The organism is Streptomyces sp. BRA346, from assembly GCF_052851135.1.
Genome location: NZ_JAIWIH010000041.1, coordinates 17,059 through 42,823, shown reverse-complemented (window position 1 = coordinate 42,823; position 25,765 = coordinate 17,059). Strand labels below are relative to the sequence as shown.

At 71.5% G+C, this 25,765-nt stretch carries 21 protein-coding genes, 1 pseudogene and 1 riboswitch; of the genes and pseudogenes, 8 read left to right on the top strand and 14 right to left on the bottom strand.

The features are described 5' to 3' along the window. Both ribD and LCH29_RS36390 read right to left on the bottom strand, forming a co-directional pair. Positions 1 to 1,089 (bottom strand): bifunctional diaminohydroxyphosphoribosylaminopyrimidine deaminase/5-amino-6-(5-phosphoribosylamino)uracil reductase RibD, encoded by a 1,089-nt coding sequence (gene ribD / locus LCH29_RS36395; RefSeq protein WP_446466017.1) that lies wholly within the window; start codon positions 1,087 to 1,089, stop codon positions 1 to 3. A 197-nt stretch (positions 1,090 to 1,286) separates the two neighbouring features. After that, a riboswitch (FMN riboswitch) is annotated at positions 1,287 to 1,417 on the bottom strand. Between the two features lie 116 nt (positions 1,418 to 1,533). Next, complete coding sequence (locus LCH29_RS36390; RefSeq protein WP_446465957.1) at positions 1,534 to 2,838, bottom strand: alginate lyase family protein; 1,305 nt, start codon at positions 2,836 to 2,838, stop codon at positions 1,534 to 1,536. Between the two features lie 171 nt (positions 2,839 to 3,009). On the opposite strand from LCH29_RS36390, the gene LCH29_RS36385 reads away from it, so the two are divergent. Further along, positions 3,010 to 4,212, top strand: a complete 1,203-nt coding sequence (locus LCH29_RS36385; protein WP_446465956.1) for an MFS transporter — start codon at positions 3,010 to 3,012, stop codon at positions 4,210 to 4,212. Here LCH29_RS36385 and LCH29_RS36380 read toward each other — a convergent pair. Further along, complete coding sequence (locus LCH29_RS36380) at positions 4,209 to 5,672, bottom strand: hypothetical protein (RefSeq protein ID WP_446465955.1); 1,464 nt, start codon at positions 5,670 to 5,672, stop codon at positions 4,209 to 4,211. The genes LCH29_RS36385 and LCH29_RS36380 overlap by 4 nt on opposite strands. A gap of 192 nt (positions 5,673 to 5,864) precedes the next feature. Between LCH29_RS36380 and LCH29_RS36375 the strand changes: the two are divergent. After that, positions 5,865 to 6,203, top strand: a pseudogene (locus tag LCH29_RS36375) (nitrate reductase); the annotation flags it as partial. A 424-nt stretch (positions 6,204 to 6,627) separates the two neighbouring features. On the opposite strand, the gene LCH29_RS36370 reads toward LCH29_RS36375, so the two are convergent. Continuing rightward, positions 6,628 to 7,482, bottom strand: coding sequence for a helix-turn-helix transcriptional regulator (locus LCH29_RS36370; RefSeq protein WP_446465954.1), 855 nt, complete (start codon positions 7,480 to 7,482; stop codon positions 6,628 to 6,630). Positions 7,483 to 7,615: 133 nt separating this feature from the next. Between LCH29_RS36370 and LCH29_RS36365 the strand changes: the two genes are divergently transcribed. Next, positions 7,616 to 8,500 carry an NAD-dependent epimerase/dehydratase family protein gene (locus LCH29_RS36365; RefSeq protein WP_446465953.1) on the top strand — a complete coding sequence of 295 codons (885 nt, stop codon included), beginning with the start codon at positions 7,616 to 7,618 and terminating at the stop codon, positions 8,498 to 8,500. 86 nt (positions 8,501 to 8,586) lie between these two features. Further along, the gene (locus tag LCH29_RS36360; protein ID WP_446465952.1) at positions 8,587 to 9,288 is read left to right on the top strand and encodes a DUF5995 family protein; all 702 of its coding nucleotides are present in this window, start codon (positions 8,587 to 8,589) and stop codon (positions 9,286 to 9,288) included. Here the strand turns inward: LCH29_RS36360 and LCH29_RS36355 are convergent, their stop codons facing one another. The 4 genes from LCH29_RS36355 to LCH29_RS36340 all read right to left on the bottom strand — a co-directional run bounded on the left by LCH29_RS36355 (position 9,289) and on the right by LCH29_RS36340 (position 14,000). Beyond that, positions 9,289 to 11,013 carry a flavin monoamine oxidase family protein gene (locus LCH29_RS36355; RefSeq protein WP_446465951.1) on the bottom strand — a complete coding sequence of 575 codons (1,725 nt, stop codon included), beginning with the start codon at positions 11,011 to 11,013 and terminating at the stop codon, positions 9,289 to 9,291. A 62-nt stretch (positions 11,014 to 11,075) separates the two neighbouring features. Further along, entirely contained in the window at positions 11,076 to 11,873 is a 798-nt protein-coding gene (locus LCH29_RS36350; protein WP_123107100.1) for a carbon-nitrogen hydrolase family protein, read from the bottom strand. A gap of 188 nt (positions 11,874 to 12,061) precedes the next feature. Next, positions 12,062 to 12,517, bottom strand: coding sequence for an Lrp/AsnC family transcriptional regulator (locus LCH29_RS36345; RefSeq protein ID WP_009713600.1), 456 nt, complete (start codon positions 12,515 to 12,517; stop codon positions 12,062 to 12,064). Between the two features lie 10 nt (positions 12,518 to 12,527). Further along, entirely contained in the window at positions 12,528 to 14,000 is a 1,473-nt protein-coding gene (locus LCH29_RS36340) for an amino acid permease (RefSeq protein WP_446465950.1), read from the bottom strand. Between the two features lie 313 nt (positions 14,001 to 14,313). Here LCH29_RS36340 and LCH29_RS36335 point away from each other — a divergent pair, with 313 nt between their 5' ends. Both LCH29_RS36335 and LCH29_RS36330 read left to right on the top strand, forming a co-directional pair. Then, positions 14,314 to 14,559 (top strand): hypothetical protein, encoded by a 246-nt coding sequence (locus LCH29_RS36335; RefSeq protein ID WP_446465949.1) that lies wholly within the window; start codon positions 14,314 to 14,316, stop codon positions 14,557 to 14,559. Then, positions 14,556 to 15,368, top strand: a complete 813-nt coding sequence (locus LCH29_RS36330; protein ID WP_446465948.1) for a DUF2637 domain-containing protein — start codon at positions 14,556 to 14,558, stop codon at positions 15,366 to 15,368. The genes LCH29_RS36335 and LCH29_RS36330 overlap by 4 nt, the downstream gene beginning before the upstream one ends. A 70-nt stretch (positions 15,369 to 15,438) precedes the next feature. Here the strand turns inward: LCH29_RS36330 and LCH29_RS36325 are convergent, their stop codons facing one another. Further along, positions 15,439 to 16,902: a GuaB1 family IMP dehydrogenase-related protein gene (locus LCH29_RS36325; RefSeq protein WP_446465947.1), complete on the bottom strand. Its 1,464-nt coding sequence runs from the start codon at positions 16,900 to 16,902 to the stop codon at positions 15,439 to 15,441. Positions 16,903 to 17,211: 309 nt separating this feature from the next. On the opposite strand from LCH29_RS36325, the gene LCH29_RS36320 reads away from it, so the two are divergent. Further along, positions 17,212 to 17,421 carry a hypothetical protein gene (locus tag LCH29_RS36320; RefSeq protein WP_446465946.1) on the top strand — a complete coding sequence of 70 codons (210 nt, stop codon included), beginning with the start codon at positions 17,212 to 17,214 and terminating at the stop codon, positions 17,419 to 17,421. Positions 17,422 to 17,626: 205 nt separating this feature from the next. Here the strand turns inward: LCH29_RS36320 and LCH29_RS36315 are convergent, their stop codons facing one another. The 3 genes from LCH29_RS36315 to rpe all read right to left on the bottom strand — a co-directional run bounded on the left by LCH29_RS36315 (position 17,627) and on the right by rpe (position 20,576). After that, a complete protein-coding gene (locus tag LCH29_RS36315) occupies positions 17,627 to 18,421 on the bottom strand; it encodes an SDR family NAD(P)-dependent oxidoreductase (protein ID WP_446465945.1) in 795 nt (264 codons plus the stop codon). Positions 18,422 to 18,775: 354 nt separating this feature from the next. After that, on the bottom strand, positions 18,776 to 19,765 hold the full coding sequence (locus LCH29_RS36310) for a sugar-binding transcriptional regulator (protein ID WP_446466016.1): 990 nt from the start codon (positions 19,763 to 19,765) through the stop codon (positions 18,776 to 18,778). A gap of 112 nt (positions 19,766 to 19,877) precedes the next feature. Further along, positions 19,878 to 20,576 (bottom strand): ribulose-phosphate 3-epimerase, encoded by a 699-nt coding sequence (gene rpe, locus LCH29_RS36305; RefSeq protein WP_446465944.1) that lies wholly within the window; start codon positions 20,574 to 20,576, stop codon positions 19,878 to 19,880. A gap of 240 nt (positions 20,577 to 20,816) precedes the next feature. Between rpe and LCH29_RS36300 the strand changes: the two genes are divergently transcribed. After that, positions 20,817 to 21,755 (top strand): serine hydrolase, encoded by a 939-nt coding sequence (locus LCH29_RS36300; RefSeq protein ID WP_446465943.1) that lies wholly within the window; start codon positions 20,817 to 20,819, stop codon positions 21,753 to 21,755. Between the two features lie 72 nt (positions 21,756 to 21,827). Here the strand turns inward: LCH29_RS36300 and LCH29_RS36295 are convergent, their stop codons facing one another. Together LCH29_RS36295 and LCH29_RS36290 are read right to left on the bottom strand one after the other, a co-directional pair. Beyond that, positions 21,828 to 24,047: an NADP-dependent isocitrate dehydrogenase gene (locus LCH29_RS36295; protein ID WP_446465942.1), complete on the bottom strand. Its 2,220-nt coding sequence runs from the start codon at positions 24,045 to 24,047 to the stop codon at positions 21,828 to 21,830. Between the two features lie 250 nt (positions 24,048 to 24,297). Continuing rightward, the gene (locus LCH29_RS36290) at positions 24,298 to 25,365 is read right to left on the bottom strand and encodes a hypothetical protein (protein WP_446465941.1); all 1,068 of its coding nucleotides are present in this window, start codon (positions 25,363 to 25,365) and stop codon (positions 24,298 to 24,300) included. Positions 25,366 to 25,765: the final 400 nt, after the last annotated feature.

Sequence of the window (25,765 nt, the reverse complement as noted above, 5' to 3'; positions counted from 1 at the left end):
TCAGTTCTCCTCGGCGAGGGTGGTGGTGGGTGCGACAGGGACGGCGGTGATGCGCAGATCGGGGCCGAGCCGGGTGACGTCGGCCGCATCCAGGCGCAACGCCTGCGCGATCGTGGTGATTCCGGCGTCGGTGAGGGCGGCGGGGCCCGCACCGAGCAGGACGGGGGCGAGATAGCCGACGACCTTGTCGACGGCGCCCGCGGCGAGGAACGCCCCGGCGAGGGTGGGCCCGCCCTCCAGCAGGACGGAGCGGACGCCGCGGTCGTGGAGGGCGGCGAGGAGCGCGGCGACGTCGAGCCCGCGCCCGCCGTCGGCGCGGGGCAGCCGCACGGTGTCCGTCCCGGCCGGGAGGTGCCCGGTGTCGGCGTCCTCGGTCACGGCGACGAGGGTGGGCGCGGCGTCGTCCAGGATGCGGGCGTCGGGCTTGAGCGCGGTCGCGTTGGTGTCGACGGCGACCCGCAGCGGCTGGGTGACGCCCTCCCGGTCGCGTACGGCGAGGTGGGGATCGTCGGCGCGCAGGGTGCCGGAGCCGACGACCACGGCGTCCGCCTCGGCGCGCAGCCGGTGCACATCGGCGCGGGCGGCGGCGGAGGTGATCCAGCGGCTGGTGCCGTCGGCGGCCGCGCTGCGGCCGTCGAGGGTGGCGGCGTACTTCCACAGCACGAAGGGGCGGCCGCGGCGCATCGCGGTCAGCCAGGCCTCGTTGACCGCCTCCGCCTCGTCGGCCAGCGGCCCGGCCGCGACGTCGATCCCTGCCGCGGCGAGGGTCGCGGCGCCGCCGCGCGCCTGGGCGGTGGGGTCGGCGACCGCGTAGCGGACGCGGGCGATCCCGGCGTCGAGGAGCGCGTGGGCGCAGGGGCCGGTGCGGCCGGTGTGGTTGCAGGGTTCGAGGGTGACCAGCGCGGTGCCGCCGCGGGCCCGCTCCCCCGCCGCGCGCAGGGCGTGCACCTCGGCGTGCGGACCGCCGGCCCGCTGGTGCCAGCCCTCGCCGGCCGGCTGTCCCGCGGCGTCGAGGATGACGCAGCCGACGACGGGGTTGGGGCTGGTGTGGCCGAGACCGCGGGCGGCGAGCGCGACGGCGCGGCGCATGGCGCGGTCTTCGGCCGCTGCGGTTGCCGCTGCTTCGGCTGCGGGGGCCACCGGGTCCTCCTGCCTCTTCGGGCACGGACTCCGGGGCTGTCGGAACGACATGGAACGGGAACGCCGCCGCCGGGGCGCCGGGAGCGTGCGGCCCGCGCGGAAAACGCGGCCGCCACGAAGACGGCGCACCGGTGATGTCGCTACCGCCGCGCACTGCCTCCCATCCGGACTTTCACCGTCGGTCCAGGAATTTCACCTGGTCAACCGGCCGCTGGCGGCGGACGGGTCGCGGACTGTAACCGCCGGTTCGGATTTTCACCGACCCCGGAGTGCGCTGACGTCACTGGTACGGGTTCAGTGTGCCACGGCAATCAGCGCAGGTGGGAGACGGGGCCGGTGTGGGCTGCCTCACCCACCCGGCCCCGGGGGCTCATCTCCGCGCGGCGCCGGGCCTCATCCCTGCGCGATGCTGTCGAGCTGTTCGACCGCGGGGCGCAGCGCCCACAGGTCGCCGCCCGGCGGGGCCTGGAGCCTGGGCAGGGCCGCGCGGGCCCGGCGGTCGCCCGCGTCGGCCGCCGCGTGCACGATGTCGCTCGCGGCGTACGCCTTGAACTCCAGGTCGGGGTACGGCCAGGGCTTCGCGCCGGTGGCGGCGGGCAGCAGGAAGCCGACGGCCTTGAAGAGGTTCGAGCCGGTGGGGCCGGTGTAGTGCCACAGGTCGACGCCGACGTGCCGCCCGATGGCCGCCATCCGGGTGTACGCGACGAGGTTGAACGTGGAGTAGTGGAAGCTGCGGGTGCGGGCGAGTTCCTGGGGCTGGCTGCCGTCGGCCGCGATCTGGGTGTCGATGCGCTTGGTCCGCGCCTCGCGCAGCACCGTGCGGGCGAGGTCACGGTCGCCCACGGCGGTGGCGATGGCGGCGACCTGCATGTCGGCGAAGGTGCCGTGGTTGTTGTCGGCGGCGCTCTCCTCCTTGCCGAAGTCGCTGTTCACCAGCCAGTCGAGGAACTGCTTGTTCCAGCTGCGGAAGCCCGCGTGGTCGCCCTCGGTCCAGCCCGGGGCGCCGGTGTCGAGGATGGCGGCGGCATCCAGGAGGCTGGTGAAGCCCTGGGAGAAGTCGATGATGCCGATGGAGCGGCCGTCATACTTGCACGGGATGAACTGGGCATGGTTCAGGCTGGGGTTCATCCGGGTCGCCGGGGTGACGAACCAGGTGCGCAGGATGTCGGCGGCGTGTTCGGCGTAGCCGCGCTTGCCGGTGTAGTACCAGGCGAGGGAGAGCTCGTAGGCGGACTCGAAGACCTTCCCGACCTCGGGACGGTCCGTCATCTTGTCCACATCGGGGTTGCGTTGGCCATCCTTCTGAACGTACGGGCAGCCATACGGATTGTCGTCGGTCTTGGGCCTGCTCGGCCACCAGTAGGGGGCCTGGCTGAAGTAGTCGTGCTTGTCACCGCTGGGCGGCACCTGGTCCTTGTCGGTGACGGTCCACGGCCCCTGGGTCATCCACTGGTCGGCCTGGGTGGTCAGATCGCGCAGGGTCCGCTTCAGCGCTCGGTCTCCGAGCTGGAGTTTCACCTTGGTCAGGGCCAGTCGGGGGCCGTCGAGGACCACCGTGTCCGGCACCCGGCCGGGCCATCGGCCGCGCTCGGCGCCGTGGGCGGACGGCGTCGCCAGGGAGGCCAGGAGGAGGAGCAGGGCGGCGAGGGCGACGATCGCGCGGGTGGGTCTCCCGCGCTCCGCTGGAGTCGCAACCATCGGGCACTCCAATCAGATATCTGAACGGGATTCAGAATCGAGATTGGACGTCAGATTAGGGATAGATCATGACCACGACAAGAGATCGCGCCGAAATAGCCTTGAGCCGACCCGCGGAGCATGCGCAGAGTACGCACATGAGCAGCGACGAGCAGCAGTACGAAGCCGCCCATGAGTGACGTACGGCGCGCCCGCATGGCCGTCGCCACGGTGTTCGCCGTCCACGGCGCGGTCACTGGCAACTTCGCCACCCGTATCCCCTGGGTGCAGGAGCAGTTGGGCATCAGCGCCGGACAGCTCGGGGTCGCCCTCGCCTTCCCCGCCATCGGCGCCTCCTGCGCGATGCCGCTCGCCGGGGCGGTCAGCCACCGCTTCGGCGCCCGGGCCGCGCTGCGCGGGCTGATCGCCCTGTGGTGTCTGGCCCTGGTCCTTCCCCCGCTCGCACCCGGCCCGGTGTGGCTGTGCGGGGCGCTCTTCGTGTACGGGGCGACCGCCGGGATGGCCGACGTCGCCATGAACGCGCTCGGCGTGGAGATCGAGGAACGGCTCGGCCGGTCGATCATGTCCGGGCTGCACGGCATGTGGAGCGCGGGAGCGCTGCTCGGCTCGGCGGCGGGCACGGTCGCCGCCCACGCGGACACCGACGCCCGGGTGCACCTCGGGATCGCCGCCGCCGTGCTCACGCTGCTGGGCACCGCCGCCTGCCGGTGGGTCCTCGACCTGCGCAGCGCCCCCGAGGAGCACCCGCCGCCGCGCTTCGCCCTGCCGCCCCGGTCCGCGCTGGTCATCGGCGCGGTGGGGTTCTGCGCGGTCTTCGCCGAGGGCGCCAGCCTGGACTGGTCGGCGGTCTATCTGCGCGAGGTGCTGGACTCCTCCCCCGGCGTCGCCGCCGCCTGCACCACGGCCTTCTCCTGCATGATGGCCGCCGCCCGGTTCGCCGGTGACGCGGTCGTGGGCCGGATCGGTCCGGTACGGACCGTACGGGCGGGCGGCGTACTGGCCACGCTCGGCGGCGTGCTCGTGGTCACCGCCACGGGTCCGGTGCGGGCGATCGCCGGATTCGGCCTCATCGGCCTGGGCATCGCCGTCGTCGTCCCCCTCGCCTTCGCCGCCGCCGGGCGCAGCGGCCCGGCCCCGAGCCAGGCGATCGCGGGCGTCGCGACCATCACGTACACCTCGGGTCTGATCGCCCCGGCGGCCATCGGCTCCATCGCCGACGTGACCTCGCTGACCGCCTCGTTCGGCCTGGTCACGGCGCTGGCGCTGGGGCTGGTGGCCGGGGCCGGGGTGCTGCGCCGGGCCGGCGGGGCGACCCCGGACACCGCCGCCGAGCCCGGCCGGGCGGACCGGGCCCCCGACACGACGGCCTCCTAGCGCCTCACGAATGTCGTGGTCGTGAAGGAGGCCTTGTCCCGGGAGCCGGTGCCGTCGGTGATCCACCAGTGGGTGGGCTGCTCGCCGTAGGTGCCGAACAGGGTGCCGGATCCCCAGTTCAGGATCAGTTCGTCCTTGTCGTCGCCGTCGAAGTCGGCGGCGCCCACGGGCCGGGCGTGCCGCCACTTCGCGGGCGTCTTCTTGCCGTTCGCCTTCGCGGGCCCCTGCCGCGTGACCTGGGTGCGCTTGTCGCCGTCGATGAGGGTGGCCCCCTCGTACGTGGCGACCAGGACGCCGTCGCGGCCGTCGCCGTCCGGGTCGGCGGCCGCGAACCCGCCGGGCCCGTAGTCGCTCGCCCCCTTGGGCGCCTCCGGCAGCCGGTGCGTGACGGGGGCGCCGCCGCTGCCGGGGTACACGGCCAGCGATCCCCCGACGTCCGACGGCTCGGTCTCGTTGCCGGGTTCGTCGTTGCGGGAGCCGTCGTCCCCGATGGCCACGTCGCTCTGCCCGTCGCCGTCGAAGTCGCCGAAGGCGTGGGCGTTCCCGGCGCGCAGTTCCTTGCCCTCGGCGGACAGGCCGGTGCCGCGGCGGGCAGGGTGGAGGGTGTTGCCGGACTGCTCGCCGTCGCTGATGGCATGGACCAGCAGGGAGGTCGGGCGGGCCTTGCCGGACGGGTCGATGTCGTCCGCGACCAGGTCCCCGTCCGTCCACGGCAGGGAGGTGTCGGTGTGCTTGGGCTCGCCGGAGCGGGTGAACGGGCCGTACAGCACCACCGCGGAGGACTGGTTCTGGGCGAGCCCCGCGAGGTCGTGGTGGCCGTCGCCGTCGAAGTCGCCGCGCACCACCGAGGTCACGCCCAGCTTCGACGCGCTCTCCGGCAGCCGCACCGGGGTCGCCCCGGCACCCTTGCGCGGCCCCTCGGGTCCGCCCCAGGCGACGTACGGGACGGACCGCGAAGAGATGATGTTCCGGTCCTCCACTTCCTTCCCCACCGCCATGGTCGCGACGACGTCCGAAAACCCGTCGCCGTCCAGATCGGCGGTGGTCACGTCCTTCTCGGCGACGGACTCGGCCTCTCCGGGGCCCGGCGGGGGGTTCGTCGGCGGGGCGGGCAGACCCAGGTCGCGGCGCCCGTGGACGGTGTGCGTCGCGGGGTCGAGTCCCTTCGCCGAGCCGTAGATCACCGCGACCCGCTCGTCACGGCCGACCTGCGCCGGATCGCCCGGGGCCGCGGCGGGCACCACGAGGTCACGGTGACCGTCCCCGTTGAGGTCGTCCGGGTCCTTCGACCCTTTTCCCCGGCCCGGCGCCCGGCTCTCGGCAGGAGCGCTGGGCTGCCCCGTGTGCTCCTTGGAGGAGGACGGTTCGCCGCCGCCGTCCGGGCCGCATCCGGTGAGCGGCGCGAGGGCCAGGCAGAGAGCGCCGACGGCGAGGGCGTGGGAGGTGGATCGAGATGCCATGCGCGTCACCCTCACACCCCGCGCGGCGCCAACTCCAGGGCGGAGGTTGGACTGTTGCCCAGTTGTCGATCAACTGTGCGGTTGGTGCGGGCGGGCGAGGGCCGGGCGGCGCGTTTTCGGCCAACTGACATTGCTCCGATCCCCCTGTCGACGGAAAGCGAAGTGGAGCAGTCATGGGCCTCGGCGTGCGCCGTGGCCGCGGTGCCGGGTGGGGTGCTGGGCGGGATCACGGTGATCCTCTACGGCATGATCGGGCTGCTCGGTGCGCAGATCTGGGTGCACAACGACGTGGACCTGCGGAACCCGCTCAACCTGGTGCCGGTGGCGGCGGGCGTGGTCATCGGGGTCGGGGGCGTGAATCTGAAGATCAGCGACAACTTCGAGCTGAGCGGGATCGCGCTCGGGACGATCGTGGTGATCGTCGGCTATCACAGGCTGCGGGCGCTGGCGCCGGAGCACCTGAAGCCGTCGCGGGAACCGCTGCTGGACGCGGGGACGAGCTCGTACGACGACGACACCCGCGCACCGTAGGGCCCTGTCCCCAGCCCCGCCCCTTCCCGAACCGGGGGCACCCCGGGCCCCGGAGCGGGAAGCCCGCGACGGGCGGCCGCGTGCCCTGTTCGCGCGTTGCTCCTCCCAGTGCGTTCCCGGGCACGTCCGAGCGTGCCCCTGACGCCGCGGGCTGACCCGACACGACGGTGCGGCACGCCCTCGGGCGGCGCCCGGCACTGCGAGCACGCAGCGGGCCCGGTGGTGTCTCGGGCCCGGCAAGGCCCACGAGGTTCGCGCCCGACAAGCCCGGCCGCGGCCCCGACCCAGGCCCAGCGGCACGGCCGGGGCGCAGGCAGGGCGCTGGGTGGGCGCTTCGGGCCGGGCGGGGGTCGGAGCATGCCGCCGGGGGCCGGGGTGTCCCCGGTTTCGGGAAGGGGCGGGGTGGGGAATCCGGCCCCCCGGGTCAGCCGCTGGGGGTCAGGTCCTGGAGACCCACCACCCGCAGCAGTTCCAGGCGCTCGGCCGACTCCGTGCCCGGGGCCGCCGTGTGGACGATCAGGCGCTGCGCGTGTTCCGCGCTCAGCAGGACCTCGCAGTCCAGCTCCAGCTCCCCCACCACCGGGTGCACGAACCGCTTGACGGTCGAGCGGCGCACCGCGACCTCGTGCGTCTCCCACAGCGCCGCGAACTCCGGGCTGACCGCGCGCAGTTCGGCGACCAGGGCCGCCGGGCCCGGGTCGTCGGGGCGGGCGGCGACCACGGCGCGGAGGCTGGCGACGTGGCTGCGGGCATGCTCCTTCATGTCCTCGGTCGGGAAGAGCCCGGAGTCGGAGTCCTGCGGCGGCCGGAGGAAGAAGCTGCGGACGATGTTGCGGTCGCCCGGCGGGCGCGCGCAGATGTCGCCGACCAGGGCGGCGGCCATCGCGTTCTGCGCCAGCACATCGCCCCAGTCGGTGATCACCTGCGCGGGGGTGTCGTACAGCCGGTCCAGGACCCGCAGCAGCCCGGGGCGTACGTGCCCCGACGTGGTGCGGTCGCGCGGCGGTTCCTCCCCGACCAGGTGGAAGAGGTGGTCGCGTTCGTCGTCGGTGAGCCGGAGCGCACGCGCGAGCGCGGTCAGCATGTGGCGGGAGGGGCGCGGGCCGCGGGCCTGTTCCAGCCGGGTGTAGTAGTCCGGGGACATGCCGGTGAGCTGGGCGACCTCCTCCCGGCGCAGCCCGGGCGTGCGCCGCCGCGGGCCGGGGGTCAGCCCCACGTCGGCGGGGCCGAGGCGGGCGCGGCAGCGGCGCAGGAAGTCCGCGAGTTCCATACGGTGCACGGCTCCATCGTCGCGCCGCGGCCGTTCCGTATCCAGGGTCTGCCGATCCCTGGATAGGGAGGTCTCTCCCGTCGTCGCGCCGCTCGGCACAGGCTTACGGCCAATCGGTCAAGAGCGAAGGATGGATGATCGAATGCCGTTGATTCTGGTGACGGGTGTGACAGGCCGCGTGGGGCAGCGGTTCACGAAGCGGCTGCTGCAAGAGGCCCGGTCCGGTACCCAGGTACGGGTGCTGGTCCGCGACGAGGAGCGGGGCGCGCCGTTCGCGGCGCTCGGCGCGCAGGTCGCGGTGGGTGACCTGCGCGAGGAGAAGGACCTGCGGAAGGCGATGGACGGGACGCACGCCGTGGTCAACATCGCGGCGGCGTTCCGCGGGGTGCCGGACGAGGAGGCGTGGGCGGTCAACCGGGACGCCGCGGTGGCGCTGGGCAGGGCCGCGGTGGAGGCGGGCACGAGCCGGTTCGTCCAGGTCAGCACCAATCTCACGTACGGCGCCTCGCGCGGGCGGCCGCTGGTGGAGGACGACGAGAGCGTGCCCGGCGGCGTGCTGTGGGGCGCGTACCCCGCCTCCAAGGCGGAGGCCGAGCGGGAGCTGCTGGCGCTGCACCGGGACCACGGTCTCGACCTGCGGATCGGCAGCCTCTCCTTCGTGTACGGGGACGGCGACCCGCATCTGGCCGAGTCGCTCCAGCTGGGCGGGACCTGGGCCGGGAACCAGCGGCTGGCCATGGTCCACCACGCGGATGTGACGCAGGCGCTGCTGCGGCTGCTGCGCGCCCCCGGCGGTACGGCGGGCGGCTCGGTGTCGGGGCGTAAGTACAACATCGTGGACGACGCCCCGGCGACCATGGTCGAGCTGCACCAGATCCTCGGGGCGCCGCTCCCCGAGGGCCTGACCGAGCGGACGGACGGCGACACCTGGTGGGGGTGCACCTCCAACCGGCGGCTGCGCGAGGAGCTGGGCTGGCGTCCGCTGTACCCGACGATGTGGACGGCCTACGACGCGGGCGCGCTGTAACGGTTCTGACGAACCGTTCCGCCGTCCGGGGGATGTGACGGCACACCAACCGCCGACCGGGGGCGGGCGCTGCCACGCTGTCCCCCATGACGATGCCCGCCCAGCGGCTGGACGCGCCGCGCACCGTGCAGAGCGTCGTGGCGCGCATGAGCGCGCTCGGCGCGGCACTGCCGCCCGAGGACGGGGTGGCGGTCTTCAACCGGGTGTATCTGTCGGTCACCGAGGAGGTCGGCCGCCGCCTCGGCACCGGCTACTTCCAGGACCCGGCCGCCACCGAGGAGTTGGACGTGCGGTTCGCCGCCCGCTATCTGGCGGCGGTCGACGCGTGGGCGGCCGGGCGGCGGCCACCGGCCTGCTGGCGGCCGCTGTTCGAGCTGCGCGGCCATCCCGCCGTCCGCCCGGTGCAGTTCGCGATGGCCGGGATCAACGCCCACATCGGGCACGACCTGGCCCTCGCGCTGGTGGACACCTGCCGGTCCCGGGGCGCGGAACCCGCCGCGCTGGAGGGCGACTTCGACCGGGTCGGGGCGCTGCTGGCCGGGCTGGAGGAGCGGATCCGGGAGGAGCTGATGCCCGGTCCGGATCTGCTGGAGGCGGCCGATCCGCTGACCCATCTGGTCGGCTCGTGGAGCCTGGACAAGGCGCGGGACGCCGCATGGTCGGCGTTCCGCGCCCTGTGGGGACTGCGCGCGCTGCCGGAGGTGGTGGAGGAGTTCGCGGAGCGGATCGACAAGAGCGTGGGGCTCGTCGGGCGCTGTCTGCTCACTCCCCTGCCGGTCACCGGATAGTCAGTCCTCGGGGAGCTCGACGGGCGCGATCTCGTCGTACACGTCGCCCGGCCCCGGGTTGCCGGGATCGGTGGCGCCGCCGAAGCGGTGCATCACGCCCCACACCGCGTTGAGCGCGGTCTGTACGGCGCCCTCGGCCCAACCCGCGGTCCAGGAGATGTCATCCCCCGCGAGGAAGATGCCGCGCTGGTCGACCGGCAGCCGGTCCTGCATGAAGTGGGTGAACAGCCGCCGCTGGTAGCGGTAGTGGCCGGGCAGGTTGGCCTTGAACGCGCCCATGAAGTACGGCTCGTTCTCCCACGACACCGTGACCGGGCTGCCGATGATGTGCTTGCGGATGTCGACCTTCGGATAGATCTCCGACAGCGACTTCAGCATGACCTCCATCCGCTCGTTCGCGGACAGCGGCAGCCACTTGAGGCTGTCGTCGCACCAGGTGTACGAGAGGCAGATGACGGCGGGCCGGTCCGGGCCGTTGTCCAGCAGGTACGTACCGCGGGTCATCCGGTCGGTGAGCGTCATGCTCATGGTGTCCCGGCCCGTCGGCTCCCCCCTGTCGTCGACGGTCTTGTCCAGCCAGAACGGCCGGTCGACGGGCACGAAGAGCTTGCTGGACTCCATGTAGTGGGTGCGTTCGATCGCCGTCCAGTGGTCGATCGGGAAGAGCGAGTCATCGCAGTCGATCTTGGAGAGCAGCATCCAGGACTGCGCGGTGAAGACGACCGCCCCGTACGAGCGGATGTCCCCGTTCGCGTCCGTCACCACGATCCGGTCGCCCGCGGCGCGGTGCAGCCGGGTCACGGCCGGGCGCGGCGCGCCGTCGTGGAGGGAGGACAGCGAGGTGCCCTGCGCCCAGTGGACGATCTTCTCGGGCTCGCGCTCCCACAGCCGCAGCGGCAGCTGCTGGCTGCCGCCGACGATGCCGCGGTGGTGGTCGTCGGCCTCGGTGTAGACGACGCGGAGGATCTCCAGGATGGAGTTGGGGAAGTCGGTGTCCCAGCCGCCGGTGCCGAAGCCGACCTGGCCGAAGATCTCCCGGTGGCGGAAGGACGTGAAGGCGGAGGAGTCGCAGAGGAAGCCGTAGAACGTCTGGTTGTCGAGCTTCTCCACGAGCTTCGCCCAGATCTCGCGGATGCGCGGGACGTCGCGTTCGCGGATGGCGCGGTTCATGTCGGAGAAGTCGGCGCCCTCCTCCAGGCAGGCGTTCCAGGCGTCCGCGACCTCCCGGTACACCTGCGGCAGGTCGTCGATGGTGCGGGCGTAGTGGGACTCGCCCTTGAGGTCGACGACGGTGGAGGGGGTGTCCGGGGCCAGCGGGTTGGGGAACGGCTCGGTGGTGAGGCCGACCAGGTCGATGTAGTGCTGGAGCGCGGTGGAGGACGGCGGGAACCGCATCGCGCCCATCTCGGCGGTCAGCTCCCCGTCGCAGCCCTCGAAGCCGACGGTGCGCAGCCGTCCGCCGATCCGGTCGGCCTCGTAGACGACGGGCCGCAGGCCCATCTTCATCAGCTCGTACGCGGTCACGATGCCGGACAGCCCGCCGCCGATGACCGCGACCTCGCTGCCGTGCTCGGTCGCCGGTATCTGGCCGAGGCCCGCGGGGTGGGCGAGGAAGTCGTCGTAGGCGTACGGGAAGTCCGGGCCGAACATCGTGACGGGCGGAAGGGTGTCGGTGTGCTCGGACTCGTGCTCGTCATGGACGGCGGTGGGCACCGTGGACGTCATCGGGTACGGACTCCTTGCGGATCGAGCGAGGGTGAGGGAGGGAAGGCGGGAGTGGCGGGGGCTCAGCCGAGGGACCCGTACAGCCCGGGGCGGCGGTCGCGCAGATACGTGTTGATCCGGCGCGAGGTGGCCAGCAGCCGGGGATCGGCGTCGCCGAGGACGAGTTCCTCGGAGCGCCCGGCCCGGGCGCGCATGGTGCCGTCGGGCCCGGCCAGACAGCTCAGCCCGATGAAGTCGAACTCGCCCTCGGGGCCGCTGCGGTTGACGTACGCGATGTACATCTGGCTCTCGAAGGCCCGCACCGGGACGAGGGATTCCGCGACGAACTGGAAGGGGTGCATCTGCGCGGTCGGCACGAGCAGCAGATCGGTCCCGGCCAGCGCGTGGGCTCGGACGTTCTCCGGGAACTCCACGTCGTAGCAGATCATGATGCCGATCGTCAGCCCGCCGAGCTCGGCCTGGACGACGGGGGTGTCGCCCGGGGTGAACCAGTCGTTCTCGAAGCACCCGAAGAGGTGGGTCTTGCGGTAGTTGGCGAGCGGGGTGCCGTCCGGGCCGACCAGGCGGGCGGAGTTGTGGACGGCCTGTCCGGCGCGCTCCGGGTAGCCGTAGAGGACGGCGATGCCGTGCTCGGCGGCGATCTCGGCGACGGCGCGGCCGCTCGGCCCGTCGGCGGGCTCGGCCAGTCGGTGCACGCCGTCGCCGATGGCGTAGCCCGTGAGGAACATCTCGGACGTGACCAGCAGCCCGGCCCCGTCCGCGGCGGCGCGCTCGGCGGCGGCGTCGAGGGCCTTGAGGTTACGGGCGGGGTCGCCGGGGTGACCGGAGCTCTGGAGCAGGGCGGTGCGCAGCGGCGGCATGGAGACCTCTGGGGAGACGTGACGTACGCAGAAAACGGTACGTTGCGCCGAGAACGACCGACAAGCCGCGATCGTTGCGCGCTCGCCGTGGATCCGTTACGGCTTTTCGGCCCGGTACGGCGATTCGTTGCGCGCCGGGGCCGGAGCGGCAACAGCCACTCCGGCCCCGGGGCACTGCGCGGGGGCGCCTACGTGGGGGCACCCGAGGTGTAGCGCCGCAGCAGCGGCGACAGCACCAGCACCGATTTGGTGCGCTCCACGAACGGCTCGCCCGCTATCCGCTCCAGCACCCGCTCGAAGTGGCGCATGTCGGCGGCGAATACCTGGACGACGGCGTCCGCGTCGCCGGTGACGGTCGACGCGGATGCCACCTCCGGGTAGCGCGACAGGCCCCGGCGGATGTCGTCGGGCGAGGTGTTGTGGCGGCAGTACAGCTCGACGAACCCCTCGGTCTCCCAGCCCAGCGCCGCCGGGTCCACCCGTACGGTGAAGCCGGTGATGGCGCCGTCGGCCCGCAGCCGGTCCACCCGCCGTTTGACGGCGGGGGCGGACAGGCCGACCAGCTCGCCGATGTCGGCGTAGGAGCGGCGGGCGTCTTCGGCGAGGGCGTGGACGATGCGTTCGTCGAGGTCGTTCAGTCGCACTGCGGGGGAGTCACTTCTCTGCTGTGGCCAGTCGGGATCGGCGCATGCCGTATGCGAAGTACAGCACAAGCCCGACGGCCATCCAGACGCCGAAGACCACCCAGGTCACGAGTTCCAGACTGTTCATCATCCACAGGCACAGCCCGAAACCGATGAGCGGGAAGAGCGGCGACAGCGGCACCCGGAAGGTCCGCGTCATATCGGGCCGGGTCCGGCGCAGCACGATCACGGCGATGTTGACCAGCGCGAACGCGAAGAGCGTGCCGATGCTGGTGGCGTCGGCGAGCTGGCCGAGCGGGATCGCGGCGGCGAGGACGCCGCAGAAGAGCGAGACGATGACGGTGTTGGCGCGCGGCACCCCGGTCTCGGCGTGGACCTTCGAGAAGACCGGGGGCACCAGCCCGTCGCGGGACATCGCGAAGAGGATGCGGGTCTGGCCGTAGAGCACGGTCAGCACCACGGACGCGATCGCGATGACCGCACCGGCCGCCAGACCTGTGGCCCAGAAGCTCTGGCCGGTGACGTTCTCCATGATCCCGGCGAGCGCGGCCTCGGTGCCCGAGAACTTCTTCCACGGCAGGGCGCCCACCGCGACCGCCGCGACCAGGCAGTACAGCGCGGTGACGATGACGAGCGAGAGCATGATCGCGCGGGGCAGGTCGCGCTGCGGGTTCTTCGCCTCCTCACCGGCCGTGGAGGCGGCGTCGAAACCGATGTACGAGAAGAAGAGGGTGGCCCCGGCGGCGCTGACGCCCGCCATGCCCAGCGGCATGAACGGCGTGTAGTTGCCGGCCCGGATGCCGGTGAAGGCGACCGCGCAGAACAGGATCAGCGCGGCGATCTTCACCCCGACCATGATCGCGTTGGCCCGGGCGCTCTCCTTGGCGCCGCCCAGCAGGAAGGCCATGGACAGCAGCACCACGAGCAGCGCGGGCAGGTTGAAGATGCCGCCGTCGCCGGGCGGGGCGGCCAGCGCGTCGGGGATGGTGATGCCGAGCGTGCCGTCCAGCAGCTCGTTGAGGTACTGGCCCCAGCCGACGGCGACGGCCGCGACGGAGACGCCGTACTCCAGGATCAGACACCAGCCGCACACCCAGGCGACCAGCTCGCCCATGGTCGCGTAGGCGTACGAGTACGAGGACCCGGAGACCGGGATGGTGCCCGCCAGCTCCGCGTACGAGAGCGCGGAGAACAGCGCGGTGAGCCCGGCTATGACGAAGGACACGATGACCGCGGGACCCGCGTCCGGCACCGCCTCGCCGAGGACGACGAAGATGCCGGTGCCCAGCGTCGCGCCGATGCTGATCATGGTCAGCTGCCAGACGCCCATCGAGCGCCGCAGGCTTCCGCCCTCCCCCTGTCCACCCTCGGCGACCAGCCGCTCCACCGGCTTGCGCCGCATCAGGCGGGCGCTCAGCCCGCCGGCCGGAGGCTTGCCTTCCGGTCGCTCGGCGGTGGGAGGGGCTGTGCCGTGCTCCAACACGTGGGTGGCTCCTTAATCGCTGCCATCGGCTTGGCGTACGGGGGTGGCGGACCGAACGCGGGCATAGGGATGCCCGGTGACAAATCCGCAGATGGGAATCGCCGAGCGGTCGATCTGGCGCCACTCAGCGTCAGCGCAAGACCCTATGAGTCGTCCGGCCGTGGCCGTAATGCACCATCCTTGCGCATACCTGTCCGAACATTGCGCGCGGGGGCGGTCGCCAGGGAATCATTGCGACACCCGTGCGCGCGTCACCCCCCGGTTCACCCGAATGCCGCGATACGGCACCAATTTGGCGGTCGTTGGTGGGGACGTGACGACTGACAGGCTGCAACCCCCTGACCACGCTCCGCTCACGGCCGAACCCGTGTTCCGGGCCCGGGACCACGGGACGGAGGAGGAGCGGTTCCCGCACGATTACCCCCTCGAATACTGCTCGAGGGTCTGGGAGGACTTCCTCAGGACCCTGGGCAGGATCGAGGACGACTTCCTCCAGCGCTCCGGTACGAAGGGCTCCGGCACGGCGGAGCCGGGCGTCGAGGCGGGCGTCCAGGCATGACGTACACCGAGCCGAGGCCGGGCGGCTACGGGCCCCCTCCCACCGGCCACTACCCGCCGCCGATCCCCTCCGAGCGGTTCGATGTGGGCGTCGACTACGCGATGAATCCTTTCCCCCTGCCGGACCCGGATTCCCTCGAGGGCCGCTGGGACCTGGAAGGGGACCTGGCGCGGCTGCTCCAGAGCACCGGAGCCATCCCCACCGTCTCCCCTCCCGTTCCCCCGTCCGTCCCCACGTCCGTCCCCACCGATGTCCCCGTCGAGAACCCGGCGCATTCCACCGGGCCGATCCCCATCCGGTCGCCCTCCCCCACCCATGTGCGCGGGCGCGGCAAGCGCCGCCGGGTCCGCTTCCGGGTGCCGACGATGCCGTGGCTCCAGCTGATCAGCCTGCTCTTCGCGGCCATGACCACCGTGATCGTCGCCATGCTGAGCGTGCTGGGCGGGATGATCTCGTACCGCCCGCTGCGCTATCTGGCCTCCCCCAGCACCTCGGAGTCCATGGCGGCGTGGTGGCCCCTGCTGGTCTACGGCCCCTGGCTGGTCGCCTCGCTGTCCGTGCTGCGGGCCGCGTTGCACCGCCGCGGGGCGGCGCACTCGTGGGCGGTGGTCGTGCTCTTCTCCACGATCGCGGTGTTCCTGTGCGTCGCGCACGCCCCCAAGAACGCGCCCAGCATGGCCGTCGCCGGACTCCCCCCGGTCGCCGCGCTGGTCTCGTTCCACCAGCTGGTGCGCCAGATCACGCTCACCAGCCCGCCCCGGCACGCCCTGCCCCGGCGGGGCGGTGACCCGCGAGGCGTCATCCGCTGACCCTCGACGGATCCGACGCACGCATGTGGCCCCCACTCACCCGAGCCGAGTGGGGGCCACGTGCGTCTCGTCACTCCCAGCTGGCGTGCAGCGGCTTGCCCTCGGCGTAGCCCGCGGCGCTCTGTACGCCGACCACGGCACGCTCGTGGAACTCCTCCAGCGAGCCCGCGCCCGCGTAGGTGCAGGAGCTGCGCACCCCCGCGATGATCGAGTCGATCAGGTCCTCGACGCCCGGCCGGGTCGGGTCCAGGAACATCCGCGACGTCGAGATGCCCTCCTCGAACAGCGCCTTGCGGGCGCGCTCGTAGGGCGACTCCTCGCTGGTGCGGTTGCGCACGGCGCGCGCGGACGCCATGCCGAAGCTCTCCTTGTACGGCCGCCCGTCGGCGGCGTGCTGGAGGTCGCCCGGGGACTCGTACGTACCGGCGAACCACGAGCCGACCATGACGTTGGACGCCCCGGCCGCCAGCGCCATCGCCACGTCGCGCGGATGCCGGATGCCGCCGTCCGCCCAGACGTGCTTGCCCAACTTCCGCGCCTCCGCGGCGCATTCCAGCACCGCGGAGAACTGCGGGCGGCCCACGCCGGTCATCATGCGGGTGGTGCACATGGCGCCCGGTCCGACGCCGACCTTGACGATGTCGGCGCCCGCCTCGATGAGATCGCGCACGCCCTCCGCGGCGACCACGTTGCCCGCCACGACGGGCACCCGCGGGCCGAGCGCGCGGACCGCCCTGAGCGCGCCCACCATCGACTCCTGGTGGCCGTGCGCGGTGTCCACGACCAGGGTGTCCACCCCGGCGTCGAGCAGCGCCTTCGCGTGCCCCTCCACATCGCCGTTGACGCCCACGGCGGCGGCGATCCGCAGCCGTCCGTCGCCGTCCACGGCGGGCTGGTACAGCGTGGCGCGCAGCGCGCCCTTGCGGGTCAGGATTCCGGCCAGCTTGCCGTCGGCGTCGACGGCCGGGGCGAACTTGCGGTGCGCCGCGTCGAGACGGCCGAAGGCGTCCTGGGGGTCGATGTCGGCGTCGAGCAGCAGCAGCTCCCGGGACATCACCTCGGACAGCTGAGTGAACCGGTCCACCCCGGTCAGGTCGGACTCGGTCACCACGCCCACCGGGCGGCCGTCCTGCACCACGACGCCCGCGCCGTGCGCCCGCTTGTGCAGCAGCGACAGGGCGTCGGCGACGGTGCCGGAGGGGGCGAGCACGATCGGGGTGTCGAGGACCAGGTGGCGGCTCTTGACCCAGCGGACGACGTCGGCGACGACGTCGATCGGGATGTCCTGCGGAATGACGACGAGGCCGCCCCGCCGGGCGACCGTCTCGGCCATCCGGCGGCCCGCGATCGCGGTCATGTTGGCGACGACGAGCGGGATGGTGGTGCCGGTGCCGTCGGGTGAGGCCAGGTCGACGCCCTGGCGGGAGCCGACCGCGGAGCGGCTCGGCACCATGAACACATCGTCGTACGTCAGGTCGTAGGGAGCCGGAGACGACTTCACATAGCGACCGGTTCCAGGCTCAAGGAAATGCATACTTCCACGTTTCCACGCGCAGGGGCGCAGGTCACTCCCATGAAGCCCCAGCAAAACACCCCCGCGATCATGTGAACCTCCAACGGGGAGCTCATTCAAGATCGAACTGAAGTGAATTCACCCCTCCAAGAGGGTCGATCATCACTAGCACGTCTCACCTTCGCCCGACATTGCGCCATCCATTGTTTAATCAAGTTCAGTTTGGTAGCTTCACGAAATCCCAGCCAATCCCCCACCGTCCTACACAAACTACCCGGTCACGGGCGTATCGGTTCGGCTGGGAGCCGGTTTCAGATGAGGGAGCCGAGGATGGGAACAAGACCGCGACGGCGCGGGGCACTGCCCATCGCCGCCCTGGCCCGCGGCCTGGCCGCCCGCCCGACGACCCCGCACCGACTACGTCGCCGGGTTCACGGTATGTCCAACCGCCTCACCTTCCAGCGCCACGGCACCGGCATGGACGTGGTCGTCTCGTGCACCGCGCAGAGACCGGTGAGCACGCCGAACAGCAACGTATAGAGAATCATCGGCTTGCGACGGCCGAACCGGTCGGCGATACAACCTGATACCAGCGCCCCAAGGCGAGCCCGATCAGTGCGTAACTGGCGATTGCTCCACCCGTTTGCCGATTCATGTGCCAGGAATCGTCCTCGAGGAGCGAGGGCAGGAGCGTTCCGTAGATGACGAGGTCGAACCCACCCCACGGTCAAGACAATTCATCCGGTCAGACGGTGAACCGGCCTCCGTTGCTCAGCAGCACCGCACCCACCACATTGGATGCGGCAGGCGACGCCAGATAGCAGATGTTGTCGGCCAGTTGCTCCGGTGTCGCGTATCCCAATGCGCCCGACTCGGCCATCCTCTGGCGGACGGGGCCCGGGGTACGCGCCGCCATCGGCGTATCCACTGGCCCCGGAGCGACGGTGTTGACGCGGATACCGAAAGCGATGGCCTCTTTCGCCACGGCCTGGGACAGCGCGTGCACGCCGGCTTTGGAAGCGGCGTAGTGGGGATATCCCGTGAGCGTGTCGAACGCCGCGGACGAGCCCACCGTCACGATGGCGCCCCTGCCGTGTATGCGCATGGCTCGCACGGCGGCTCGCAGGACGTGGAAAGTGCCGTCGAGATTCACGGCCATCACCCGGCGCCAGGCGGCGTCATCGAGTCGAGTCAGCACGTCCACCGGCTCGCCCGACTCCTGAGCCTCGAGGATTCGCGTCTTGGCGTCAGGGTCGTCGACCCCGGCCGTGTGGATGACGACGTCGATACGGCCCTCGGATTCGACGACGGACGACACGACGTCATCGACGGCCTGCGGATCGGTTACATCGACAACGTGAGCAACCCCTTCGACGGCGGACGCGACGGCGCGAACACCGTCCGCGTTGAGGTCGCCCACGTGCACGGCCGCACATCCTTCAGCGGCGAGCCGGCGGGCCACCGCGGCCCCGATTCCTGACCCGCCCCCGGTAACGAGGGCGACCTGTCCCGCGAAGCGGTGCTCAGGAGTCGTTGACATGGGGCTGTCTCCTAGATCTCGCACAGATGGATCTCGCACGGAGGCGCTGCCGGGATAGGAGATGGGCGCCTCGAAGACGCAGCTCGCCGAGACGACGGTTGGTTCCCCGTCGGGCGTGCGCGCCTTCGGCAGCGAGGGCAACCTGCTTGCCCGTCCCCGGGGAGATGGTCGGACGCGTGACCCCACCGAGGACTCCAGATTCAATTGAACTCAGGTACGCACCAAGTGTCCCCGCAGCTGATCGTCTGGGTGAGATGCGACCAGCATCAAACCTAACTGAACTCATGTCAATACCTGGTCGCGCAATGGGCCCCCGGCGCCGGGAGGGTGCCGGGGGCGTCCGGGAGCGGGGCCCTACACGCCGTCGGGGTCCGCCCGGTCGAGGGCGGGGCGGGGGCCCGGGTCGGCCTCCAGCAGCAGATGGTCGGCCGCCGTCGTGTCCGTCACCAGGCTGGTGACCAGCCCCGACCGCAGCACCGCGCCGATCGCCTCCGCCTTGCGGCGGCCGCCCGCGATCGCCACCACCTCGGGGATCCGGCGCAGCCGGTCGGCCTCCACCGTGATGCAGCGCTCGCCCAGGTCGCGGCCGATGCGGCGGCCCTCGGCGTCGAAGAGGTGGGCCGACATCTCGGCGGCGGCGCCGAGGCTCTCGTAGTGGGCCCGCTCCTCCTCGGTGAGCATGTCGTACACCGTGGAGATCCCGGCCTCCCAGGAGCCGATGGACACGCACGCCACGGTGACCTTGTCGAAGTACTCGAAGGCCCGGGCGATCCCGGTCTGCCCGCGCAGCGCGTCGGCCGTCGCGGTGTCCGGCAGCAGCATCGGCGCGTAGATCGGGTGGGCCTCGCCGCCGGAGACGGCGGCGGCGCGCCGGACCGCCTCGACCGAGCCGCGCTCGGCCGTGCCCGCGTCGTACACGCCGGTGAGCTGGACGACGGTGCACGGGGGCAGCCGGTGCAGCGCCGCGGCCATGTGGATGGTCGAACGGCCCCAGGCCAGCCCGAGCACATCGCCCTCGTTCACCAGCTCGCCGAGCAGGTCCGCGGCGACCTCGCCCAGGTTCTCCGGGTCCGGGGTGTCGGCCTCGAGGTCGGCCGGGGACTCGACGACGACGGCGTGGCGCAGCCCGTAGCGGGCGCGCAGCGCGTCGGAGCGCTCCGCGTCGAGTTCGGCGGGAACCCGGATCTCGATCCGCACCAGGTCGCGTTCGAGCGCGGTCTCCAGCACCCGCGCGACCTTGAAGCGGCTGACCCCGAACTCCTCGGCAATCTGGATCTTGGACTTGCCCTCGAGGTAGAAGCGGCGCGCCATGGCCGCCGCCTGCACCAGTTCGGCGGGTCCCATCCGCGTGGCTGAACGGCCCGTCGACACCGCGGTCTCCTCACTTGTCAATGTTCCGGCCTCACCGTTCATCCTGTCAGAAACGGTGGAGTTGGTTCGCGCTTTACCGTGACGTTCACCGACCGGCAGCTTGGTGGCCGCACAGTCCGGTGGTGCCCGTCGCGTTCTCGGCCAGGGCGCGCAGCTCGCGCACGGCCTTGTCGGGGTCCTCGGCACCGTAGACCGCGGAACCCGCCACGAACACATCGGCGCCCGCTTCCGCGCACCGCTCGATGGTCGAGGCGGACACCCCGCCGTCCACCTGGAGCCACATCTCCAGGCCGTGCCGGGAGATCAGCTCACGGGTGCGGCGGATCTTGGGCAGCATGATGTCGAGGAACGCCTGCCCGCCGAAGCCGGGCTCCACGGTCATCACCAGCAGCATGTCCAGCTCGGGCAGCAGGTCCTCGTACGGCTCGATGGGGGTCGCGGGCTTGAGCGCCATCGCCGCCCGCGCACCCTTGGCGCGGATCTCGCGCGCCAGCCGTACGGGCGCGGCCGCGGCCTCCGCGTGGAAGGTGACCGAGCCCGCCCCCGCCTCCACGTAGGCCGGGGCCCAGCGGTCCGGGTCCTCGATCATGAGGTGGCAGTCCATGGGCGTGTCCGTCGCCTTGCCCAGCGCCTCCACCACCGGCACTCCGAGGGTCAGATTGGGCACGAAGTGGTTGTCCATGACGTCGACATGGAGCCAGTCGGCACCCTCGACGGCCTTGGCTTCGTCCGCCAGGCGGGAGAAGTCCGCGGACAGGATGCTGGGATTGATCTGCACGGCCATGGGACCAGCCTGCCACGCCCGCCGCCGGGCCATGGACCCGGGATGATCACGATACGGCCGCCGCCCCGTCGCCCGCCCCTTTGGCCCGCCCCGGTTGCCGCCGCGCGGGAGCCGCGATGGGGTGATCGAAACCCTGGAGCTCCGAGGCAACCCGCACTGTCGGTTGTGGGTCATGAGGGGTGAGTGACCAGGGATGCCCGTGTGACGGGCGGGAACACGTAAGGACAGAGGCAACCGACCATGACGCGACAGCGAATACGCCCGCGGCCCCGCGCCGCCCTCTCCGTGGCGCTGACCGCCGGACTCCTCGCGCCGGCGCTCGCCGGTGCGGAGACCGCCGCGGCCGCGACCCCGCGGACGGCCGTGACGCCGCAGGCCGTCTGCACCTCGGACCGGGCGGGTCAGGCCGCCGCGCTGTCCCGGGACATCGGCGCGGCGCTGCACGGCCGGTCCGCCACCACCGCGGTCAGCCTGCGCGTCCCCGCCACCCACACCCGCTGCACGCTGCGCGCGGACCGGCCGTTCGACTCCGCGAGCGTGGTGAAGGTGACGGTGCTGGCCACGCTGTTGTGGGACGCCCAGAAGCACGACCGCGAGCTGACCCGGCGCGAGACCCGGCTCGCCACCGCCATGATCACGAAGTCGGACAACGACGCCACCAGCGCGCTGTGGCGGCAGCTCAAGGCGGCCAGGGTGAAGGCGTTCCTGCGGGCCGCCGGGATGACCAGGACCGTGCCCGGCAGCGGTGGCTACTGGGGGCTCACCCAGATCACCGCGAACGACGAGGAGAAGCTGCTGGAGCGGGTGACCCGCCCCAACGCCGTGCTCGACGAGGACTCCCGCGCGTACGTCCGCAGGCTGATGCGCGAGGTCGTCCCGTCGCAGCGCTGGGGCACCCCGGCGGGCGCGCCGCGCGGAACCACGATCGAGGTGAAGAACGGCTGGCTGTCCCGCGCCACGCACGGCTGGCGGGTGCACAGCATCGGCGCGTTCACCGGGCACGGTCAGGACTACACGCTCACGGTGCTCACCCAGGACAACGCCCGCATGAAGGACGGTGTCGCCGCGATCCAGGCGGTGGCGCGCGCGGTCCACAAGGACCTCAATCCGAAGGCGGGGACGGCGAAGCCGTACACCCCGACCCGCGCCCCGCAGGAGGCGATGCCCGCGGTGCCGTAGGTCGTCGGTGATACGGAACCGCCCCGGCCGGGCGCGAGCACCGGCCGGGGCGGCAACCGTACGGAGAGACCGTCAGCGCAGGGCGGCGAGCGCCTGGTTGAGGGTCTTCGACGGACGCATCACGGCCGACGCCTTGGCCCCGTCGGGCTGGTAGTAGCCACCGATGTCGGCCGGCGAGCCCTGGACGGCGAGCAGCTCGTCCACGATGGTCTGCTCCTGCTCGGTCAGCGTCGCGGCGAGCGCCTTGAACGACTCCGCGAGCTGGGCGTCCTCGGTCTGCTTGGCCAGCTCCTGCGCCCAGTACAGGGCCAGGTAGAAGTGGCTGCCGCGGTTGTCGATGCCACCGACCCGGCGGCTGGGCGACTTGTTCTCGTGGAGGAACGTGGCGGTCGCCCGGTCCAGGGTGTCGGCGAGCACCTGGGCCCGCGCGTTGCCGGTGGTCTGCGCGAGGTGCTCGAAGCTGACCGCGAGCGCGAGGAACTCGCCCAGGCTGTCCCAGCGCAGGTAGTTCTCCTTGACCAGCTGCTGCACGTGCTTGGGCGCGGAGCCGCCGGCGCCCGTCTCGAACAGCCCGCCGCCGTTCATCAGCGGCACGACCGACAGCATCTTGGCGCTGGTGCCCAGCTCCAGGATCGGGAACAGGTCGGTCAGGTAGTCACGCAGCACGTTGCCGGTCACCGAGATGGTGTTCTCGCCGCGGCGGATGCGCTCCAGGGAGAACGCGATGGCGTCCACGGGGGACATGATCTCGATGCGCAGGCCCTCGGTGTCGTGCTCCGGGAGGTACTGCTTGACCTTGGCGATGAGGTTGGCGTCGTGGGCGCGGCCCTCGTCCAGCCAGAACACCGCCGGGTCGCCGGTCGCGCGGGCGCGGGTGACGGCGAGCTTGACCCAGTCCCGGATCGGCGCGTCCTTGGTCTGGCACATCCGGAAGATGTCGCCCTCGCTGACCGTCTGCTCCAGGACCAGGTTGCCCTGGCCGTCGGTCACCCGCACGGTGCCGGTGACGGGGATCTCGAAGGTCTTGTCGTGGCTGCCGTACTCCTCGGCCTTCTGCGCCATCAGGCCGACGTTGGGCACCGAGCCCATGGTCGACGGGTCGAAGGCGCCGTTGGCGCGGCAGTCGTCGATGACGACCTGGTAGATGCCCGCGTAGCTGCTGTCCGGGATGACCGCGAGGGTGTCGGCCTCCTCGCCCTTGGTGTCCCACATGTGGCCCGAGGTACGGATCATGGCGGGCATCGAGGCGTCGACGATGACGTCGCTCGGGACGTGCAGGTTGGTGATGCCGCGGTCGGAGTCGACCATGGCCAGCTCCGGGCCCTCGGCCAGCTCCGCCTCGAAGGACTCCTTGATCTTCGCGCCCTCGGGCAGCGACTCCAGGCCCTTGAGGATGCCGCCGAGCCCGTCGTTCGGGGTGAGCCCGGCCGCGGCCAGCGCCTGGCCGTACGCGGCGAAGGTCTTCGGGAAGAAAGCCCGTACGACATGGCCGAAGATGATCGGGTCGGAGACCTTCATCATCGTGGCCTTCAGGTGCACCGAGAACAGCACGCCCTCGGCCTTGGCCCGCGCGACCTGCTCCTTGAGGAACTCGCGCAGCACCGCCACGCGCATCACGGACGCGTCCACGACCTCGCCCGCGAGCACCGGCACCGACTCGCGCAGCACGGTGGTGGAGCCGTCGTCACCGGTCAGCTCGATGCGCAGCGCACCGTCCTCGGCGATCACCGCGGACTTCTCGGTGGAGCGGAAGTCGTCGCCGGTCATGTGGGCGACGTTCGTCTTTGAATCGGCCGACCAGGCGCCCATGCGGTGCGGGTTGGCCTTGGCGTAGTTCTTGACCGACGCCGGGGCGCGGCGGTCGGAGTTGCCCTCGCGCAGGACCGGGTTGACGGCGCTGCCCTTGACCTTGTCGTACCGGGCGCGGATGTCCCGCTCCTCGTCGGTCTTCGGGTCGTCCGGGTAGTCCGGCAGCGCGTAACCCTGCTCCTGGAGCTCGGCGATGGCCGCCTTCATCTGCGGAATGGACGCCGAGATGTTCGGCAGCTTGATGATGTTGGCCCCGGGCGTCTTGGCCAGCTCGCCCAGCTCGGCGAGGGCGTCCTCGATGCGCTGGCTCGCCTCGAGCCGCTCGGGGAACTGAGCGATGATGCGCCCGGCCAGGGAGATGTCCCGCCGCTCCACGGAGACCCCGGCCGTCGAGGCGTAGGCCTCGACCACAGGCAGGAACGAATACGTCGCCAAGGCCGGGGCCTCGTCGGTGTGCGTATAGATGATGGTCGAGTCAGTCACCGGGTGCTCCGCTCCACGTCTGTAACATTGCTCGACATCAAGATATCCCGTGAGCGGCTCGTGTTCGAACGCCCCCCGCTCAGGGGACCCGCCCTGTCCGGGGACCCCACCCGGACAGCCGGGAACGCGCGCCACTGTCACTCCCTCGCGCATCGGGCTCGGAGGGGCGCGAGGACGATTCGGCGCTGGGCGACCGCAGGCACCGATCAGCAGTGCTGGAGGTCCCCCCCTTGGCCGCCCTTGACGGCCTTCACCTGAGGGACCGCCGGGCGGCCGTACGGCCCGGCCGCGAGGGGTCGCCCCTCCTGTCCACCGACGAAAGTCCTGCCAGCCGGCCTTGAGCCGTCTCTGGCCGTGACCAGACCTGGCTCGCCCTGCCGCCCTGATCGCCCCCTCGGACGTAGTGGCGTGAACCACCTGAAATCGCACGAATGACAGCCGCAACGCGTTCGCCGTCACCAGCCTCCGCGACACCATGGAGCGAGATCCGCTCAGGGAACGGATTTCGGCCGCACCCCCCTGCGGGACGGAACTGCGCGAGGAGAAGGGGGGAGCCGAGCACCTGCACCGTCAGATTACGGTGAGCCGCCACAAGAGTACGCAGCGTCGCCGGAAGCCCGGCTGCTCGCGCACGGCCGGCGCCGGTCGTGACCCAGAGGCTGTCCACCGAGAAGACCTTGCGCCGGCGCGCCGTCAGCCTCTGATGGGCGAGGAGCCAGCGCGCGAGAACGTCCCGGCTCAGCACGTCCAGGGGATACCACTCACCGGCGACGCGGACGCGCGGCCGCTCCCGCCCCAGCTCCACGTCCCGCAACCGCATGGCATGCACCTCGGGCAGACCTCGGCGGGTGCACGCGACAAGGGCGACGACGGCCACGGAACGTTCCCACGTGGCCGCGAGCATCCGGGGAGGTTGGTGAGCGGCGAGAAGACGAACCGTGCGGTGGGCTTCGACGGATGTGAGGCGGCACGCGGGATCAGGTCGGGGCCGTCGGAGGTCAAGGGGGCTCCCACAGAAGCGCGAGAAGGTGTTGATGGTGGTGATGCGAGCGGCCATGGAGTTGGGCGCGGCCCTGGCGTACGGGGCTTTGGCCCCTGTGCGACGGCGGGTAGCGCCTCGACTGGCGGCCGCAAGCCAGTCATGGATAGTGCCCTCGTCAAGGAGGTCATCGATGGTGAGTTCGTTCTCGCGGCAGTGGCGAGAGGCGCAGAGGTAGGCAAGATATTCGTTGATATACGTACGTCTCTGGCTGCGCGTGCTGCCATTGACGAACGTCTCGAGGAACCGCTCAACAGCGGTGCGGGCGGGGGTGGTCACAGGGGGAGTATGCGTTTATACCGCACCTGTCCCTGCAGCACGGAATCCCGTGTCAAAATAACAGCAAGTATCAGGCCGCAGCACCTGGTTACCCGCCTTGCTGAACCAAGCGTCGTCGCAGCGCGCCGCCTTGATCGACCTACTGTTATTTGGTCAACGCAGGCGTGCGGTGTTCCAACTTTCGACTTGCGTCATCCGATCGGGCGTTTACCCGGCGCAGGACATCTTTTCAAAGTGGACACAGTTGAGTCCGAAGGACATCGGGGCGGCATTCTGTCGAGGCTTCGCTTTCGGTCCTGAACGACTCTTGCGACAGCTCCGCACGAAGGGAGGCCAGGGACTGATCCGAGGAACCGCCGCGGGACACGTGACATGCCCGCTCGCCCGGCGGTGAGGGCCT

Excerpts from the sequence above, each read along its gene's own strand:
- LCH29_RS36320 (WP_446465946.1), top strand. The coding sequence starts at position 17,212 with ATGGGAACAAGACCGCGACGGCGCGGGGCACTGCCCATCGCCGCCCTG.
- LCH29_RS36390 (WP_446465957.1), bottom strand. The coding sequence starts at position 2,838 with ATGGTTGCGACTCCAGCGGAGCGCGGGAGACCCACCCGCGCGATCGTC.
- LCH29_RS36365 (WP_446465953.1), top strand. The coding sequence starts at position 7,616 with ATGCCGTTGATTCTGGTGACGGGTGTGACAGGCCGCGTGGGGCAGCGG.
- LCH29_RS36330 (WP_446465948.1), top strand. The coding sequence starts at position 14,556 with ATGACGTACACCGAGCCGAGGCCGGGCGGCTACGGGCCCCCTCCCACC.
- rpe (WP_446465944.1), bottom strand. The coding sequence starts at position 20,576 with ATGGCCGTGCAGATCAATCCCAGCATCCTGTCCGCGGACTTCTCCCGC.
- ribD (WP_446466017.1), bottom strand. The coding sequence starts at position 1,089 with ATGCGCCGCGCCGTCGCGCTCGCCGCCCGCGGTCTCGGCCACACCAGC.
- LCH29_RS36325 (WP_446465947.1), bottom strand. The coding sequence starts at position 16,902 with ATGCATTTCCTTGAGCCTGGAACCGGTCGCTATGTGAAGTCGTCTCCG.
- LCH29_RS36300 (WP_446465943.1), top strand. The coding sequence starts at position 20,817 with ATGACGCGACAGCGAATACGCCCGCGGCCCCGCGCCGCCCTCTCCGTG.
- LCH29_RS36350 (WP_123107100.1), bottom strand. The coding sequence starts at position 11,873 with ATGCCGCCGCTGCGCACCGCCCTGCTCCAGAGCTCCGGTCACCCCGGC.
- LCH29_RS36315 (WP_446465945.1), bottom strand. The coding sequence starts at position 18,421 with ATGTCAACGACTCCTGAGCACCGCTTCGCGGGACAGGTCGCCCTCGTT.
- LCH29_RS36360 (WP_446465952.1), top strand. The coding sequence starts at position 8,587 with ATGACGATGCCCGCCCAGCGGCTGGACGCGCCGCGCACCGTGCAGAGC.
- LCH29_RS36355 (WP_446465951.1), bottom strand. The coding sequence starts at position 11,013 with ATGACGTCCACGGTGCCCACCGCCGTCCATGACGAGCACGAGTCCGAG.
- LCH29_RS36385 (WP_446465956.1), top strand. The coding sequence starts at position 3,010 with ATGAGTGACGTACGGCGCGCCCGCATGGCCGTCGCCACGGTGTTCGCC.
- LCH29_RS36310 (WP_446466016.1), bottom strand. The coding sequence starts at position 19,765 with ATGGGACCCGCCGAACTGGTGCAGGCGGCGGCCATGGCGCGCCGCTTC.
- LCH29_RS36380 (WP_446465955.1), bottom strand. The coding sequence starts at position 5,672 with ATGGCATCTCGATCCACCTCCCACGCCCTCGCCGTCGGCGCTCTCTGC.